Here is a 17,079-nt window from a genome sequence, read left to right on the forward strand (position 1 = left end):
TCACCTGCCTATCCCGCCACCAACTTTTCGATGATGGGTCGGAAGAAGTCCTGCTGTTCATGGATCCAAAGCAGCATGGCCATGTTTTTGTCCGCCAGGGAAGTGCTGCCCAGATCCAGGTAATGGGCGATGAACAAAAGCTGAATCAGGTAGATGATATGGAGGAAGGCAAATCCTTCAGTTCTGGTGAGTGGTTCCACCGAACAATACCCTACGATCAGCTCCCGGACAAAGCCCAACCATTCCCGGCGCCTTTGGGGCCGATCAAACTCCCCGCTCAGCACGGCGGTGGCCAGATAACAAAGGTCAAATAGGCGGATTCCCAGGCGGACCCGGTCGAAATCTAGAATGCCCACAATCCTGCCGTCCCGGAAGATGAGATTCCCGGGATGGAAATCCCTGTGGATGAGCTGCCTGGGCAGGGCTTCGTAGGGGTTCACCAGTTCGCCGCCGATGGCTTCCTTCAGGGGATGCAGGCTGTGGCCGAACTTCAGGGCGGCATGGCTCTGCACCGCGGGCCAGGCGTAGCTGGCCGCTTCCTGAAAGAGATCAAAGACGGGGAAGGAATCGCCCGCGGGGTATTCCGCCAGAACCCGATGCAGCCTTGCCAATGTAGCCCCAGCTTCCCTGGCAAAGGCCGCGGTGTAGCCGCCCAGCTTATCCCCGGGGGTGCCTTCCACAAAGCGGTAGAGCACATAAATCCCCAGCTGGTACTCGGCCCAGGGCGTTTCCTCCTTGGTAAACAGCAGGGGCGAAATGGGCTGTCCTTGGGCCGTGAGCCAGTTGAGCAGGTCGTATTCCTCCCAGACCCGGCTGCGGGCCGTCCTGTGTTTGAGAATGTAGGTTTCCTGCCCCAACTGCACGCGCCAAACCCCATCCTCCACAGAGGTGATGTCCGCCTGCCTGAATTCAGGACCCCACTTCGCTAAAAGCTCCTTCACTCCAGATCCCCCTGTCCGTTCAAATGCCGCGGAGATTCACCTGCTCTGCTGGAGAGCACAAACTCCGTATTGCGCACAATAGTATCGGCTATTTCTTGCACTGCGTTCATAATCCACATATAGGTCTGGGTATTGGGCTCGTAGTTGGCCTCGCCAAAGGCGTGGATCCTCCGCTGCTGCTGCAGCTTATTCACCTGCGCGAATTCCTCCCGGGCACCCCGGGCATAGACGCCATAGGTCCTGCCCCCGTTTTGGTTGATCAAGGAAAAGACGGGAACGTCACTGGGGCCATCGGCGATGTAGATCATGTTCTGGAAGGGAATGCGCCGTTCAGAGCGGGGAATATAGCTGTTTACATCGATCCCTTCCAGTTTGTTGACCCCCTTGTTGATCTCAAAGATGGCCCGGGTTTTGGTGGTGTTGTCGATCACATAGCCAATATCCTGGATCACAATTTCCTCTTCGGGCACTTCCGGGACACCGCCCTTGAGAAAGCCCGGGGGAAGGCGCACCTCCACAAACTCGCAGGCCCAGATGCCGTCCACGTAGTTGGCGATCTTGCTCCCCAAGATCATCTGCCGCAGGCCGGTGCTGACAATATAGTGTTCCACTTTGATATCGTATTTACGATATACAGGATCGTTGGCCACATAGTCCTTCACCGCTTGGAAGAACTCGGGCAGTCCAGGGTAAAACTCCAGTTCACTGCCGAGCTGCCTGAGCAGCTTGTTGTTGAGGCCGCGGAAGATACCTGCCCGCACATAAGATAGGATATGGTTCAGGTAGATGCTGTCCTCGGCCACCATTTCATTGCCTTCCCGGCGGAGATACTTGGGCAGGGCATTGACCTCACGCCAGAAGGCGCGGCCGTCCACGTTGTAGTACCGGAACAGCGGCTCCTGCATATAACCGGGGATCAGGGTCTTGTCAAAATCCCAAATAATGGCAATGTGCGTTTTGGTCACCAGCTCCGCCACCATGGAACCACCCTCCTACCCAAGATCTACTGGGAGCCTGTGCCCCCAGGTGATGGCTGTTTCCTCTACAGTGCAGTTATACGACAGAACGCGAACTCCTGCTTGCTGGGCACGGCGCAGAGCTTGCGCAAAGCGGGGATCGATCTGGGCTGCGGGGCTGAAGGTCTTGGCATCTGCCCTCTGCACCACAAAGAGCACTCCGCCCTGAAACTCCCCCGTGGACTGCAGCTCCGTCAGCTCCTGTACATGCCTTGTCCCCCTCGCGGTGACAGCATCCGGGAAGAGGGCAGTGCCCTCCTGCACCAGCGTGCAGCTCTTCACTTCCAGAAGCAGCTTTTCTCCCCCATCGTTTTCCAGGAGAAAGTCGAAGCGGGAGCCGCCCTGGGTATACTCGCTGCGCAGCACATGCCACTCGGCGAGCTCGGCGATGGCCCCCCGGCGCAGAGCCTCCGCCGCCAGATGGTTAACCAGTGCGGACTGCAGGGAGACTAAAACCGAGCTGGCAGCCTGCACCAAAATCACCGACCACCGCGTTTTCCGGGTGGGCTCTGCTGCCTGGCGCAAATAGAGCCGCGCGTCGGGCACCAGAAGTTCCTTGAGCCTCCCTGGATCGGCCAGATGGGCTGCCACCAGCTCCCCTGAGCTTTCCAGCCGGCAGTGCACCACAAAGCGGTTGGGGCGCTCAACAAAGCGAGCCGGCACCAAGGGACCGAATTCCAGGGAAATACTGCTTAGCACTGACTCACCACCTAGTTGACTGCTGTGCCTAATACAATTCCATACGGAGAAGCGCATTCCTGCGCAGAAGAGGAGAAAGAGCGGGAAATGGCGAAGTGAAACGGCGCTGAGGAGGAGTGCTTATGACCATCAAGGTGCCCCCCGAGGCTCTGCAGGCCTGTGCCATCCTCAAAGAGCACGGCTTCCAGGCCTACCTGGTGGGTGGGGCCGTTCGCGACAGCCTGCTGGGCCTTGAGCCCACGGATTGGGACATTGCCACCGACGCCGTACCGGACCAGGTGGAAGAGCTCTTTCCAGGATCCCTCCCCACCGGCAAGAGGTTTGGTACGGTAACCGTCTTTGTGGCAGGCAGAGGCCTGGAAGTGACCACCATGCGCAGCGACGGACCCTACAGCGACCAAAGGCGGCCCGACTACATCATCTTCACGGACCGCCTGGAACTGGACCTGGCCAGGCGCGATTTCACCATCAACGCCTTGGGGTACGACCCCTTGGCCCGGCGCCTCATCGATCCCTTTCAAGGGCGCAAACATCTGAGGAGAAAGCTGCTGGCTACCGTAGGGGAACCTACCCACCGTTTTCGGGAAGACCCCCTGCGCATGCTGCGCCTTTTGCGTTTCCAAGCCACCTTGGGCTTTAGGATCGAGAAAAAGACCGAACAGGTCCTGCCGAAGCTGGCACCTCTCATAGTTACAGTGAGCCCCGAGAGAATCCTCGCGGAGCTCAATAAGATGCTGCTGGGCAGAGAACTCCTCTCTGCCCTGCAAACCTTTACCATAAGCGGCCTCCTGCAAAAGGTCCTGCCGGAGCTGGCCGCCTGCCGGGGGCTGCCTGCGGGCCCCCAGCATCCCTATGATCTTCTCACCCACTCCTGCACGGCGGCGCATTTCGCCCATCCGGACTTAGCCCTGCGCTGGGCGGCCCTGCTCCACGACCTGGGCAAGCAGCACAGCCTGGGGCGGGATCACGCGGAGCTGAGCGCGGCCATGGCCGGGCAGCTGCTGCGGCGCCTGCGGGCCAGCAGCAGCTTGATCAGCCAAGTGACAGCGCTCATCACGTACCACATGTTTTCGGTGCATCCCCACTCCTCGGACCGGGCCCTCAGGAGATTCCTGGGCCAGGTGGGCCCGGAGCTGGCCTTGGCCTTAGTGAAACTGCGCCAGGCCGATATGGCCGGCATGAACGCTCCGGTTCGGCAGATCATCGCCTTCGGCAAGGAGATGGAAGCCCGCCTCCGGGCTATCCTCCAGGAAGAAAGCGCCCTTTCCCTCAAGGACCTGAAACTAGATGGGCACGACCTGATGGCCGCCCTAGACCTTAAGCCTGGGCCCATCATCGGCGAGATTCTCAATTATCTCCTGGAGCAGGTCTGGGAAAACCCTGATCTCAATGAAACGCAAACCCTCCTGGAGCTGGCCCGAAGGTACCTACGGACTTCTTAATGGATTATGGTTACATTCTGGGCCCGGCCGTTCTTCTCCAGGGAAGTCTCCCCGCTGGGATCAGGCGCCTTGATTTCCGTAAACTCCACGGGCGTACCGGGCTTGAGATGTTTGTCCCGCTGATCCGCGGACAGGTTCGCCCTGGTGAAGAAATAGTCTCCCTTATCACCGCGGATAAAACCGTAATTGCCCATAAAGCGCTTGATTACACCCCTCTGCTTGCGGGGCGCGGCATCTTTGGGAATGACCCGCATCCAGTACACCGGCGGCGTCTTGTTGTTGCTCCGCACCTCAAAGAGATCAGGGTAGGACCGGAGAATATCCAAGAGGTTGGTGTAGTTGTAGCTGCGGGGGTCAAAATCGGAGAACTCCCGGCGGATGGCCTGTCCCAGATGGGCCAAAAGCAGCCAGCCATCGCTGTCCTCCTCACTAGCCTCATAGGCCCGCCGCACAATATCCTCCACCGGCAGGGCCCCCGGTGAGGTCTTGTTTTCTTCCTCCACAGCCGAACTGCCGGAAAAACCCAGGTTTTCCAGGTAGATAAAGCGATTGCAGGAACGCACTAAGATATTCTTGGTGCCCTGGCGGCCGATGCCGCACACATACATACCGTGCTCCCGCAAACGCAGCGCCAAGCTGTAATAGTCGCTGTCGCTGGATACGATGCAAAAAGCATTGACCGGATTCCGGTTGGTGGACACGATCTCAATGGCATCCATGATCAAGGCGCCGTCGGTGGCATTCTGCCCGTAGCGGAACTGCTGGACCGGCCTGACCGGATAGCTCTGCAGCAGCTCCTTCCACCCACCCATGTGGGGTTCGGTCCAGTCGCCGTAGACCCTAGTCAAGATGATCTCGCCGGAGCGGTTGATTTCGGCCAAGATGGGCCCTAAGAACCGCGGGGCGATATTCTCACCATCAATCAAGATGGCAAAACGATGTTCTGACACAAAAACCCTCCTAATAATAGACGTCTAACTTGCGGGCTGGCGCGGCCCGGCCGCCAGCCCCTTAGTGTTAATAGTGGCCCAACATCCCCCAGACCATGGCTCGTTTTTCACACACTTTGTAAACCCCATAGCCCAGGGCAAGGTGCCCTATCCCAATCAAAAACAACAAAACTAGCTTGGCTAAACCGATCTCCAGCAGGCTCTGGCCGCGGATCATAATATCCCGCACCAGGCTGGCGCCGAAGCTCCCCGGCAGAAGGCGCAGCCAAAACGCTTTCTCCGCAGGTACAGCCACCAGGGCAATCAAAACAAACTGCACCATCTGCGTGTAGCTGTCTATGCGCTTAAAGACCAGAGCTAGACCAGCTGCGGCAAAGCCTATGGCCACAGGCCCGAAGAGAGTACCCACCAGAACCGGCAAAAGCCCACCCACATCAATATTGACCACGGCGCCGCTGGTCCAGAGGGCAGCGGTCAAGAGCAGGGCCACCATCACCAGATTGGCTAAAAACGCGGCGGCAACATTGGCCCCCATCACCCAGCCAAAACCGTGGGTGGACATATACAGCTGCTCCAGTGTACCGGTGAGGGATTCATTGCGGACGGTGTTGTACACGTCCTGGTAGCTGGTCATCAAAAAGAACCAGAGCACGTAACCCACCACGAGAGCTTCCAGGGTATCCCCCTCCGTGCCCGCTGGCGCAACCAACCCCTTGTAGCCCCCCAAGATGAGCAGGAAGACCACATACAAAGTGAGCATACCGCCTAGGCTGTTGAAAAGGTAGCGGCGGAAGTAGACATACTGCCTCTTCAGAAATGCCCAAAACAGGATCAGCTTTTTACGCACCGTGCTCGCTCCTTCCCAGGATCTCCAGAAAGACGCGCTCAAAGCTTGTCTGCTTCTGCTCGATGGCGCAGATCACCGTGCTGTTGGCCGCCAGGATGCCAAAAAGTTCATGGAGCACTTGGGCATCCTCCAGGGGAACAGTAAGTGCGATTTTGCCGTTGTTTTCCTCTTCCAAGAGCACCTGGGGTAAGGCCTGGATGGCCTGCTGCTGGGCGGGGGTCAGGCTTTCGCCAATGACGATGCGGCAGACCTTCACCTGAAACAAATCCAGAAGATGATCGATACTGTCGTCGGCCACGATGCGGCCTTCATTGATGATGATCACCCTCTCGCAGGTGTCCTGCACCACATTCATGTCGTGGGAAGTGAGGATCACCGTGCGCCCCTCGTCCTGAACGATCCTTTTCAGCAGCTCCCGTATTTCCAAGGAAGCCTGCACATCCAGGCCTAAGGTGGGTTCATCCAGGAGAACCACACGGCTTTGGGCAATCAACGCGACCGCAGTGGCCAGTTTTTGCTGCATGCCCCTGGACAGCTTCCGGGCCTCGGTGTCAGCCTTGTCGTTCAGCTTGAAAAGATCCAGGTAACGGGCGATCTCGGGCTGAATTTCCCGAGGGCTGCGCCCCTTGAGGGCCGCAAAGAACTCCAGATTCTCCCGGCAGGTTAGCCGCCAGTAGATATTGCGGTTGCCCTCCAAAACCGCGCTCACATCCACTAGAGCCTCAGTGCGCCGACAGACCATGTCCTTGCCGTTGATGAAGATCTGTCCGGCATCGGGCCTGATCAAGCCGCACATCATCTTCACAATGGTGGTTTTGCCGGCGCCGTTGGGGCCCAAAAGCCCCACCAGCTGCCCCTGGGGAACCTGGAAACTAACGCGGTCCACAGCCTTCACCGGCGGCGCTCCCCGGCGGCCGGGATATGTCTTCTCTAGAGATTCGACCCGGACCATACGATCCCCCCGCTCACTCTAGCTCTGGACAACTTCCATATTCTAGCTCCTCCAGTCTTTTCCTCTCTCACCCGGGAGAATCGCTCCCCCGCTGGCGCTCGACGGCCAGGGAGCTGAGGAATCCCTCCCAGTGCAACCGCAGGCTTCCCCCAGGTGCGGTGAATTCTGCCAGGTTGTTGCTCCCCAGAAACTGCAGCCTCTGCCCTCCTGGCGATAGTGCTAGATCGGGAGGAACGATCAGGTTCACCTGCGAGCCCAGGGCGGTGAGGTGCAGATCCAGCGCCCGGTCCACATAGATGGTCACCTGGCTGTTAAGCACGGTGAGCCTCAGGGTTTCCACCGGGATGCCCCGCAGATCGAGGCTCCCCGTGCAGTGGGCCAGCCGCTGTTCCAAGGACCAAGAAACCTTTGGAGAGAGCTCGAGGTCCCAAGCGTTCACCCGCCGGCGGTTAGCCCACCACGGCCGAACCTTTTGCCGCAGCAGAATCTGGGCCAGTTCTCCCTCCGCGCCCTCCATGTTTGCGGCCCCCGATGGGCCTCCGAGTACGCCCCAGTAATGGACGCTGCCATCACCGGGTACCTGGGTTATGGTTCCACCCCCGAAGTAGATCGCAAGCTCTCCCGAACGGACCTGGGGGTAGAGCGCGGAGCTCATGCCCATGGTGGACTGCAGTCCACGGCTTGTTTCCTTGACAGGCATAAAGTGCCCGAAACAGATGTAGGCCAGAACCAAGACTGCCGCCAGACCCCAGACCGGCGTCCTGCCCCGCCTGCGGGCAGACACCCAGTAAAGAAGGGCTGTTCCGCCCAGAAGCACTGCTCCCCCAAGCTCGTACCCTAAGATACTCAGCAGCACGGCCAATCCGCCCAAAACCACCAGGCTGATCAAGCCCATGTGCCCCACTCCTTGTGTATAACGCTCCACCCGGATCTTAGAACCTGGAAAGGGAAAATCCCTCCGCCTTCAGACCAACTCCCTTCCGGCCCCTGACCTATTTTACCAGGCTGGGAAAGCGCTTGGCACAGGACCTAACAAAAACGGGTACAGAACCATCTGTACCCAAGGGAGGAGGCGGGATACCCCGCCTCCGGCAAACCTTTAGTCCAGCCGGGGCCCCGCCGCGCGTACCTCCGGCGCCAAGCCGGCATACTTCGCCTGGAAGTTGGCCTGGAAAGCCTTGGCCAGCTCCCGGGCCTTGGCGTCGTAAGCCGCGGGGTCGTCCCAGGTCTTTTTGGGATCCAGAATCTCGCTGGGTACATCTGGGCAGCTCACGGGTACCTTGAAGCCGAAAATGGGATCCAGGCGCGTTTCCACATGGTCCAGCTCGCCCGAGAGGGCCGCGGTCACCATGCGCCTTGTGTGTTTCAGCGAGATGCGCTGCCCAACGCCATAGGGGCCGCCGGACCAGCCGGTGTTGATCAAAAACACCTTGGCCCCGTGCTTGTTTACCCGCTCTTTCAGCATCTCCGCATACTTCAAGGGGCTAAGCGGCAGGAAAGGCTCGCCGAAGCAGGCGGAAAAGGTCGCCTCTGGCTCTTTGATGCCCCGTTCGGTGCCCGCCAGCTTACTGGTGTAACCGGAGATAAAGTGGTACATAATCTGCTCATCTTCCAAGATGCTGATGGGGGGCAGAACCCCAAAGGCATCGGCGGTGAGGAAAACCACCGCGGTGGGATGGCCCGCGATGCTGGGATCCACCCTGCCGGGGATGTAGTCCAGGGGATAGGCGCACCGGGTGTTTTCCGTGAGGGAGCCGTCGGCGTAATCGGCGATGTGTTCGTGGGGATCCAGGACCACGTTCTCCAAAACCGCGCCGAAGCGGATAGCATCCCAGATCTGCGGCTCATGCTCCCGGGACAAGTTGATGCACTTGGCGTAGCAGCCGCCCTCCAGGTTGAAGATGCCCCCTTCGGACCAGCCGTGCTCATCATCCCCCACCAGCCTGCGCTGGGGATCTGCAGAAAGGGTGGTTTTGCCCGTCCCCGATAACCCGAAAAAGAGGGCGGTGCGACCATCTGCACCCACGTTCGCCGAGCAGTGCATGGACAAAACTCCATCCCTGGGCAGAAGATAGTTCATCACAGTAAAAATGGACTTCTTGATTTCCCCGGCGTAGGCGGTGCCGCCAATGAGCACCACCCGCTCCTTGAAGGAGACGATGACAAAGGCTTCCGAATTGGTGCCATCCCGTTCAGGGACGGCCTGGAGGCCGGGTACAGCAATAACCGTAAACTGGGGCTCATGGCCCTGAAGGGCTTCCCGGGGCGGACGGATAAACAGCTGACGGGCAAAGAGATTCTGCCAGGCGTACTGGTTGATCACCCGCAGAGGCATACTGTGATCGGGGTGGGCGCCCACATACCCATCAAAGACAAACAGCTCATCCCGCTGCTCCAGGAAGTCCAGCACCAGGTCGTAGATCTTGTGGAACTTCTCTTCGCTGAAGGGCACGTTAACCTTGCCCCAGGCCACCGTATCCCGGGTGACTTCATCTTCCACTATGAACTTATCGTTAGGCGAACGTCCGGTGTATTTCCCCGTTGTGGTGGAGAAAGCGCCGGTGGAAGAAAGCCTGCCTTCCCCCCGCCTGAGCGCGGCTTCCACCAACTGAGGTGCCGACAAATTGAAGCGAGTGCTGGGCCGGTTCAATACTGCCGCTAGTCTGGATGTTCTAGCTTCTGTCATTTCTGCATAAACCTCCTTGCTGCATCTTGGTTGGAAACTGCGGTGCTAGTTCCTTCCTCTCCATACCTCTTCCCTATGCGAGCGCGAAAACCTCTCAACACCAATCGATTTCCACCTGGGTCACACTCCAGCGGGGTTCGGCATCAAGGAAGTTCAAAACCAGCTGCAGCTGCCGCTCCACATGCTCGCGGCTTGCGCCCACCATGGCGATTCCGATGGTGGCCCTCTGCCACAGATCCGCTCCGTCCAGCTGGGCGATGGACACGTTAAAGCGGTGCTGAACCTTCTGGATCATACCCTTGACCACCTGCCGTTTATCCTTGAGGGATGTGGCTCCGGGGATGTATACTTCCACTCTCAAGGTACCCACCAGCATGTCAGTTCCTCCTACCACGCTTCTTCGATGGTTCCTCCACCCAGGCAGATGGGGCCCTGGTAAAAGACCACTGCCTGACCGGGGGTAATGGCCCTCTGCCGCCTGTGGAACTCCACGTGCGCGCCGTCCCCGGTAATGTGCACCGTCACCTCTTGATCTGCCTGCCGGTAGCGGAATTTGGCGGTGCAGGTGAAGCGCTCCCCGGGGGGCTCGCCCCGTACCCAGCTCAGGTCCACCGCCCGCAGGGCCCCGCTGTATAGGGCAGGGTGATCCCGACCCTGGGCCACCACCAGAGTATTTGTAGTCAGGTCCTTGCCCACCACAAACCAAGGCTCTCCGGCACCGCCGATCCCCAAGCCCTTGCGCTGCCCCAGGGTATGGTACATGAGCCCATCATGGTAGCCCTTGAGCTCACCGTCTACGCTGCGGATCTCCCCCGGTTGGGCCGGCAGGTAGCGGGAGAGAAACTCCTTGAAGTTCTTCTCCCCGATGAAGCAGATGCCCGTGCTGTCCCTTTTGTGCGCGGTGTGAAGCCCAGCCTGCCTGGCCTTTTCCCGCACTTCCTCTTTGGTCATGTGCCCAATGGGAAACAGAGTTCTGGCCAGCTGCTTCTGGCCCAGGGTGTAGAGGAAGTAGGATTGATCCTTGTTGGCATCCACTCCCCTGAGCAGGGTATACCAACCGTTCTCCCTGCCGATTTGGGCGTAGTGCCCCGTGGCCAAGTAATCCGCCTCCAGATCCAGGGCCTTTTCCAGGAAAGCCTTGAACTTGATCTCCTTGTTGCACAGAATATCGGGATTGGGCGTGCGCCCCCGCTTGTACTCCTCCAGGAAATAGACGAAAACCCGATCCCAGTACTCCTGTTCAAAATTCACTGTATAATACGGAATGCCGATCTGATCGCAGACCCGCCGCACATCATCATAGTCTTCATCCGCTGTGCACAAGCCGCTTTCATCCCGCTCATCCCAGTTCTTCATGAAGATACCTATGACTTCATAGCCTGCTTCTTTCAGCACCAGTGCGGCGACGGAGGAATCCACTCCCCCGGACATTCCCACCACTACACGCGGCACTTCCAACACCTTCCTTAAGCCGTTGCAGCCACAAACTGGCTGTTGTAGAGCTCGGCGTAAAACCCGCCCCGGGCCAAAAGTTCCTCATGGGTCCCCTGCTCCACTATCTCGCCCTCATTGATCACCAAGATGCGGTCGGCATCCAGGATCGTGGAGAGCCTGTGGGCGATGACGAAATTGGTGCGCCCCTCCATCAGCCTGGCCATGGCCCGCTGAATCAAACGCTCAGTGCGGGTGTCCACGGAACTTGTGGCCTCATCCAAAATGAGCACCACCGGGTCAGCCAAGATCGCCCGGGCGATGGTGAGCAGCTGGCGCTGCCCCTGGGAGATGCCTGAAGCATCGCCCCTTAAGATAGTATCATATCCCTGGGGCAGTGTGCGAATAAAGTGATCCACATAGGCTGCCTTGGCCGCCTGCACAATTTCCTCATCGGTCGCGCCCGGCCGGCCGTAGGCAATGTTCTCCTTGATGGTTCCCTCAAACAGCCAGGTGTCCTGGAGCACCATGCCAAACATGGTGCGCAGACTGCCCCGCTTGATTGTCCGCAGATCATGCCCGTCGAAGTAGATCGCCCCGGAGTCCACATCGTAAAAGCGCATGAGCAGGTTGACCAAAGTGGTTTTGCCCGCGCCCGTGGGCCCCACGATGGCAATCAGCTGCCCCGGCTGCACCTCCAGGTTCACGTCCTTGAGCACGGGTTGACCTGGCTCGTAGCCAAAATTCACACCGCTGAGCCTGATTTCTCCCCGGGGGCTCGAAAGGGTCAAGGCCTTTGGGGGATCCGCCGGCTCTTCTTCTTCATCCAAGAGCTCGAAGACCCGTTCCGCCGCGGCCACGGTGGACTGGAGAACATTGGCGATGCTGGCCAGCTCAGTGATGGGCATGCCGAACTGACGGGAGTACTGCAAAAAGGCCTGGACATGGCCTACCGTGAGCGCTCCCTGGGCGGCAAACAGTCCACCGGCTACGGCAATCACCACATAGCCCAGGTTGCCCACAAAGCGGATCAGGGGCATGATGGTACCCGAGACAAACTGCGCCTTCCAGTCCTGCCCATAGAGTTCATCGTTCACCTGGACGAAGGCAGAGGTCACTTCCTGTTCCAAACCATAGGCCTTGACGATGCGGTGCCCGGTAAACGCTTCCTCCACATGGCCGTTGAGCTCACCGAGGATCCGCTGGTGCCGTACGAAATACTTCTGGGAACGGCTGGCAATGAACACGCTGAGCCCCGCACTGAGGGGCAGCATGCCCATGGTGAGCAGGGTGAGTACGGGGCTGATGCTGAGCATCATAGCGGTAACCCCCACCATGGATACCAGGGAAGCCAAAACCTGAATCACGCTCTGTTGGAGGCTCTGGCTGATCACATCCACGTCATTGGTGATGCGGCTTAAGGTATCGCCGTGGGCCGTTGCATCATAGTACTTCAGGGGCAGCCGAGCCAGTTTGCTGCTCACGTCTTCCCGCAGGTTGTACACGGTCTGCTGGGCCACGCTGACCATGACCATCTGCTGCACATAGCCGAAGAGCGTGCTGAACAGGTAGGTGCCGCCCAAAAGCAGCAGGATGCGCCCGATGGCGGCAAAATCCACGCCGACACCCGTACCCTGCAGGCGTCCCATCATCCCTTCAAACAAGATGGTTGTGCCTTGGCCCATGATCCTAGGGCTGAGAATGCTGAAGAGGTTCCCAAGGATGGTGGCGGCCAGCACCACGAGCAGCTTCCACCTATGGGGCCGCAGATAGCCCAAGAGGCGGCGCAGCGTTCCCTTGAAATCCTTGGCTTTTTCCACGGGGCGCCCAATGCCCCGGGGGCCGAAACCGCCCCCGCGGCCCTGGCCCCTTCCCGCTACAGGCCTGGTCATGAAGCAGCCTCCTCTCCGAACTGAGATGCCACAATTTCCTGGTACACCGGGCAGTCCCGCAGCAGCGATTCGTGGGTTCCCTGGCCCACGATCCGCCCGGCATCCAGAACCAGGATCTGGTCCGCGTGCATGATGGTGCTCACCCGCTGGGCCACCACGATCACTGTGGCATCCCGGGCTGCCTTAGCCAGCTCCTGGCGCAGCCGGGCATCGGTCTTGTAATCCAGGGCAGAAAAGGAATCGTCAAGCAGATAGATCTTGGGCCTGCGCACCAGCGCCCTGGCAATGGACAGCCTCTGCTTCTGCCCGCCGGAAAGGTTAGTCCCCCCTTGGGCCACCTCGCTTTGGAAACCCTCTTCCCTTTCGGCAATGAACTCCAGAGCCTGGGCGATCCTGGCTGCCTCGGCCACCTCTTCCTCGCCGGCATCCAGTCTGCCGTTTCTGATGTTGGAGGCGATGGTTCCGGAAAAGAGCACCGCCTGCTGGGGCACATAGCCTATCTGGGCCCGCAGCTCACTTTGGGCCAGGTCCCTGAGGTCCACTCCATCCAGGGTAATCCGGCCCGCATCGGGGTCATGGAAGCGCAGCAGCAGCTCCAAAATGGTGGATTTCCCTGAACCCGTCCCGCCGATGATGGCAGTCACCTGCCCCGGTCGGGCGGTGAAGCTGATGTCGCTCAAAACGGGCTTTTCTGCACCTGGATAGGAAAAGGTAACCCCGGCAAAGCGCACCTCACCCCGGGGGGAGGACAGGGTCCGGGCCTGCGGCGTATCTTGGATGGAGGGTTCAGTGGAAAGCACTTCCACAATCCGCTGGGCAGAGGCGGAAGCCCTGGGCAAGTTCACAAAAATCATGGAGAGCATCATCACGGCCATGAAGGTCTGCATGGTGTACTGCAGGAAGGCCATCAGATCTCCCACCTGCATCAGTCCCGCATCAATGCGCTGGGCGGCAAACCAGATAATCACGATGTTAGTCAGGTTGATGAGCAAGCCCAAAAGGGGCATGAGGGTGATCATGATCCGGCTCACCTTCAGCGCGGTCTGGGTCAGATCTCGGTTCGCCTGGGCAAAGCGGGCCCGTTCATCGTCTTCCCGGTTGAACGCCCGGATTACCCGCACCCCCATGAGCTGTTCCCGCACCACCAAGTTCAGCCGGTCCAGCTTCTCCTGGAGGCCTTTGAACAGGGGCACACCCTTAGACATAACCAAAAAGACCAAAACTGCCATAATGGGGATTAGGCCCAGGAGGATCACGGCCAGCTGGGCATCTTTACGTACCACCATGAGCACGCCCCCCACGGCCATCAGCGGTGCCCGCATGGCCATCCGCATGCTCATGCGGAACATGTTCTGGATCTGCTGCACGTCGTTGGTTGTCCTGGTGATCAGGGACGGGGCGCCGAAATGATCAAAGTCCCGGGGGGAGAACTCCCCCACCCGGCTGAATACCGCCAGGCGCACATCCCTACCGAAGCCTCCCGCCGCCCGGGAGGCCAGGTAGTTGCCTACGATGGAACAGAGAACCCCCGCCAGGGCTACCGCGAGCATCACGGCTCCGGTCCGCCAGATCAGGCTGATATTGCCTAAGGCAATCCCCTCATCCACGATGCGGCTCATAAGGTCGGGCAGCCGCAGGGTGGCCATAACCTCCAGAAAGACCAGGCCAGAAACGACGATCACTGTGGGTAAATACGGCTTGATGTACTGCTTCAGTCTCCACATCTTTTTTGGTTCCTCTCCTCGAAGAAGGTCCGCGCCCGGCGCAGCAGGCGCATGAGCTGTCGCCCATCCTCTTCACCTAAGTAGTCCATGAACTCCCCAAGACAACGGGATGCTTCCTCTTTGGCGCTGCGGACCAGGGCAGAACCCCGCTGAGTGGGCCGCACATAGACCACCCTTCGATCCCCATCACCGCTGAGTCTCTCCACCAAACCCTGCTCCTCCAAGGTGTTCACCAGGGAGGTGATGGTGGGTCGGGTCAGCTTAAGCAGATCCCCCAACTCCGAGGGCTGCAGGCCTGGGCAGTCTTCCCCCACGCGGTGGTGCAGAAGAAAGAGCAGCCGCAGGGCGCTGCCCCCCACAGGTGCCGAACAGCGGAAAAACTCCCGTCCGCAGATCTTCAGGCTCTGTAGGGTTTCCATAAATTCCAGGACAAGATCTCCCTGGGCCACCCCGTTCACTCCCTTATCAGGTAGGATAATAGTTCGCAACACAAATTATTCTATCCCAAAACTACCTCCGGATCAACAAAAAAGCTAGGTTGCCCTAGCTTTTTTGGCATGTTTTTTCCACCATTCTTCCTACTGCACGATCACCCGATGGTAGATCTTTTTGCCTTTGCGGATAATCAGCTCGTTCCCGCTGAAATCCTCCAGGGTTACCACCCGGTCGATGCTTTCCACCCGCTCCTGGCCCAGGGTGATTCCCCCCTGGTCAATCAGGCGTCTGGCTTCGCTGCGGCTGGAAACCAGGGAAGTCTCGGCGAGCAGGGTAACAATATCCATCCCTTCGGCGAAGCGCCCCCGGGGGAGGGTTGTGGAGGGCATGCCCTCGTGGGTGCCGCCCCCGCCAAAGACGGCCCTGGCGGCATCCCGCGCTTTGCGGGCTTCCTCTTCACCGTGGACGAACTTGGTCACCTCAAAGGCCAAAACCTCTTTCGCCTGGTTGATCGCGGAACCTTCCAGGGCGCCTAAGCGGCGCACCTCCTCCATGGGCAGCATGGTCAGCAGGGCCAGTGTTTTCTCCACATCGGCATCATCCACGTTGCGCAGGTACTGGTAGAACTCATAGGGGCTGGTCCGCTCGGCATCCAGCCATACGGTGCCCGCCTCGGTCTTGCCCATCTTGACGCCGGTGGCAGTTGTCAGCAGGGTCAAAGTGAGGCCGTACACCTCTTCCCCTTCCACACGGCGCACCAGTTCACAGCCGCCCAAAATGTTGGACCACTGGTCGTTGCCCCCCAGCTGCAGACGGCAGTTGTAGCGGCGGAACAGCTCCAGGAAGTCGAAGGATTGGATCAAGAGGTAGCTGAATTCCAAGAAGGTCAGCCCCGCCTCCAACCGGGATTTGTACGCTTCCATGGCCAGCATGCGGTTTACCGTAAAGTGCCTGCCGATCTCCCGCACAAAATCCATGAAATTCAGGTCCAGCAGCCAGTCCCCGTTGTTCACCAGGATGGCCGATCCATCCTCGAAGTTGAAGAAACGGGAAAACTGCTCGCGAAACCTTTCCACGTTCTCGGCAATGGTCTCGGGCTTAAGCAGCTGCCGCATTTCCGATTTACCGGAAGGGTCTCCCACCATGGTGGTGCCCCCGCCCACGACCATGATGGGCCGGTGGCCGGCGCGGTAGAGATGAAGCGCGCTCAGGATGGGGATCAAGTGCCCCAGAGTCAGGCTGGGGGCGGTGGCATCAAAGCCGATGTAAAAGGTAACCGGCCCTTTGGCCAAAAGTTCCCGCAGCTCCTCCCGGTGGGTGATCTGTTCCACATACCCTCGCTCTTCCAACACGTCCAGTACGTTGCTCATGACCATCCTCCCTCCCTAAAACAAAAATTCTCTCCATCCTAAGGACGAGAGAACCCGTGGTACCACCTTAATTCACACGCCGGCGGCGCGCCTCTTAGCCATGCTAACGGGTGGCGCCCGGAGCAGTCTCCTGCTCAAGCTCCAGAGTGTAATTCGCCTGGCGGAGCCGGGCCCCGCCACCATGTTCTACAGGCTTCGCACCACCCAGCCTGCTCTCTGAGTACCCATGGTTGGCTACTGCGCTCCTTCATTGCCCCGATCAGTGTTGCCAAAATTCTACCACAGTCAAGGCTGAACCGTCAAGCACCTCTCCCCCTTTTGTTCACTTGGCTCATTGTAGAATGAAATGCAACACGAAGAAATGAATGGAACCACAGCCAGAAACCCTGTATGATGTTGGTAACCAAACTAACACGATACGGAGGGTTTAGCTATGGTTCCTGAACATAAGAATACCACATCTCGTAGCAAGTTTAAACATTTCTCTGCGTTCGAGCGAGGTAAAATCAGTGCCCTCCTAGACCAAGGTCTAACAGTTAGGGCCATCGCCCGGGAACTGGGAAGGCACCCAAGCACCATAGCCAGGGAAATCAAGCGAGGAACAACAACACAGCTGGATACGAATTTAGTGGCACATCAACGCTACTACCCGGAAACCGGCCAAGCAGTCTACGAAAAGAACAGGGCCAACTGT

At 59.0% G+C, this 17,079-nt stretch carries 16 protein-coding genes; 2 read left to right on the forward strand and 14 right to left on the reverse strand.

The window, feature by feature from the left end; all coding sequences use genetic code 11:
- Window positions 1–8: 8 nt before the first annotated feature.
- Genes ACE4YL_RS04160 through sfsA form a run of 3 tightly spaced genes read right to left on the reverse strand, consistent with a single transcriptional unit; the run spans window position 9 to window position 2,656 of the window.
- Window positions 9–941 (reverse strand): phosphotransferase enzyme family protein, encoded by a 933-nt coding sequence (locus ACE4YL_RS04160; RefSeq protein ID WP_461358597.1) that lies wholly within the window; start codon window positions 939–941, stop codon window positions 9–11.
- Window positions 938–1,921 carry an HAD family hydrolase gene (locus ACE4YL_RS04165; RefSeq protein ID WP_461360109.1) on the reverse strand — a complete coding sequence of 328 codons (984 nt, stop codon included), beginning with the start codon at window positions 1,919–1,921 and terminating at the stop codon, window positions 938–940. Before ACE4YL_RS04165 ends, ACE4YL_RS04160 begins: the two co-directional genes overlap by 4 nt.
- Before the next feature lie 12 nt (window positions 1,922–1,933).
- A complete protein-coding gene (sfsA, locus tag ACE4YL_RS04170; protein WP_461358595.1) occupies window positions 1,934–2,656 on the reverse strand; it encodes a DNA/RNA nuclease SfsA in 723 nt (240 codons plus the stop codon).
- 122 nt (window positions 2,657–2,778) lie between these two features.
- Here sfsA and ACE4YL_RS04175 point away from each other — a divergent pair, with 122 nt between their 5' ends.
- Window positions 2,779–4,098: a CCA tRNA nucleotidyltransferase gene (locus ACE4YL_RS04175; RefSeq protein WP_461358594.1), complete on the forward strand. Its 1,320-nt coding sequence runs from the start codon at window positions 2,779–2,781 to the stop codon at window positions 4,096–4,098.
- Here the strand turns inward: ACE4YL_RS04175 and ACE4YL_RS04180 are convergent.
- The 11 genes from ACE4YL_RS04180 to tyrS form a co-directional block, all read right to left on the reverse strand.
- Window positions 4,095–5,048, reverse strand: a complete 954-nt coding sequence (locus ACE4YL_RS04180) for an NYN domain-containing protein (RefSeq protein ID WP_461358593.1) — start codon at window positions 5,046–5,048, stop codon at window positions 4,095–4,097. The genes ACE4YL_RS04175 and ACE4YL_RS04180 overlap by 4 nt on opposite strands.
- A 67-nt stretch (window positions 5,049–5,115) precedes the next feature.
- Window positions 5,116–5,895, reverse strand: a complete 780-nt coding sequence (locus ACE4YL_RS04185; RefSeq protein ID WP_461360110.1) for a hypothetical protein — start codon at window positions 5,893–5,895, stop codon at window positions 5,116–5,118.
- Window positions 5,888–6,847, reverse strand: coding sequence for an ABC transporter ATP-binding protein (locus ACE4YL_RS04190; RefSeq protein ID WP_461360111.1), 960 nt, complete (start codon window positions 6,845–6,847; stop codon window positions 5,888–5,890). Before ACE4YL_RS04190 ends, ACE4YL_RS04185 begins: the two co-directional genes overlap by 8 nt.
- Before the next feature lie 67 nt (window positions 6,848–6,914).
- Entirely contained in the window at window positions 6,915–7,742 is an 828-nt protein-coding gene (locus ACE4YL_RS04195) for a hypothetical protein (protein ID WP_461360112.1), read from the reverse strand.
- A gap of 204 nt (window positions 7,743–7,946) precedes the next feature.
- A complete protein-coding gene (gene pckA / locus ACE4YL_RS04200) occupies window positions 7,947–9,533 on the reverse strand; it encodes a phosphoenolpyruvate carboxykinase (ATP) (RefSeq protein WP_461360113.1) in 1,587 nt (528 codons plus the stop codon).
- 94 nt (window positions 9,534–9,627) lie between these two features.
- Window positions 9,628–9,909 (reverse strand): DUF503 domain-containing protein, encoded by a 282-nt coding sequence (locus tag ACE4YL_RS04205; protein ID WP_461360114.1) that lies wholly within the window; start codon window positions 9,907–9,909, stop codon window positions 9,628–9,630.
- 11 nt (window positions 9,910–9,920) lie between these two features.
- Window positions 9,921–10,991, reverse strand: a complete 1,071-nt coding sequence (gene mnmA, locus ACE4YL_RS04210) for a tRNA 2-thiouridine(34) synthase MnmA (protein ID WP_461360122.1) — start codon at window positions 10,989–10,991, stop codon at window positions 9,921–9,923.
- Window positions 10,992–10,999: 8 nt separating this feature from the next.
- The gene (locus ACE4YL_RS04215; protein ID WP_461365117.1) at window positions 11,000–12,856 is read right to left on the reverse strand and encodes an ABC transporter ATP-binding protein; all 1,857 of its coding nucleotides are present in this window, start codon (window positions 12,854–12,856) and stop codon (window positions 11,000–11,002) included.
- On the reverse strand, window positions 12,853–14,580 hold the full coding sequence (locus ACE4YL_RS04220; RefSeq protein ID WP_461359764.1) for an ABC transporter ATP-binding protein: 1,728 nt from the start codon (window positions 14,578–14,580) through the stop codon (window positions 12,853–12,855). The genes ACE4YL_RS04215 and ACE4YL_RS04220 overlap by 4 nt, the downstream gene beginning before the upstream one ends.
- On the reverse strand, window positions 14,568–15,029 hold the full coding sequence (locus ACE4YL_RS04225) for a MarR family winged helix-turn-helix transcriptional regulator (protein WP_461359763.1): 462 nt from the start codon (window positions 15,027–15,029) through the stop codon (window positions 14,568–14,570). Before ACE4YL_RS04225 ends, ACE4YL_RS04220 begins: the two co-directional genes overlap by 13 nt.
- A gap of 129 nt (window positions 15,030–15,158) precedes the next feature.
- A complete protein-coding gene (gene tyrS / locus ACE4YL_RS04230) occupies window positions 15,159–16,385 on the reverse strand; it encodes a tyrosine--tRNA ligase (protein WP_461360116.1) in 1,227 nt (408 codons plus the stop codon).
- A 433-nt stretch (window positions 16,386–16,818) separates the two neighbouring features.
- Here tyrS and ACE4YL_RS04235 point away from each other — a divergent pair.
- Window positions 16,819–17,079: helix-turn-helix domain-containing protein (locus ACE4YL_RS04235; RefSeq protein WP_461369266.1), on the forward strand; the 261-nt coding region annotated here is incomplete at its 3' end.

The sequence above is a fragment of the Candidatus Darwinibacter acetoxidans genome (assembly GCF_041936445.1).
Taxonomy (GTDB): Bacteria; Bacillota; Limnochordia; order Darwinibacteriales; family Darwinibacteriaceae; genus DTU010.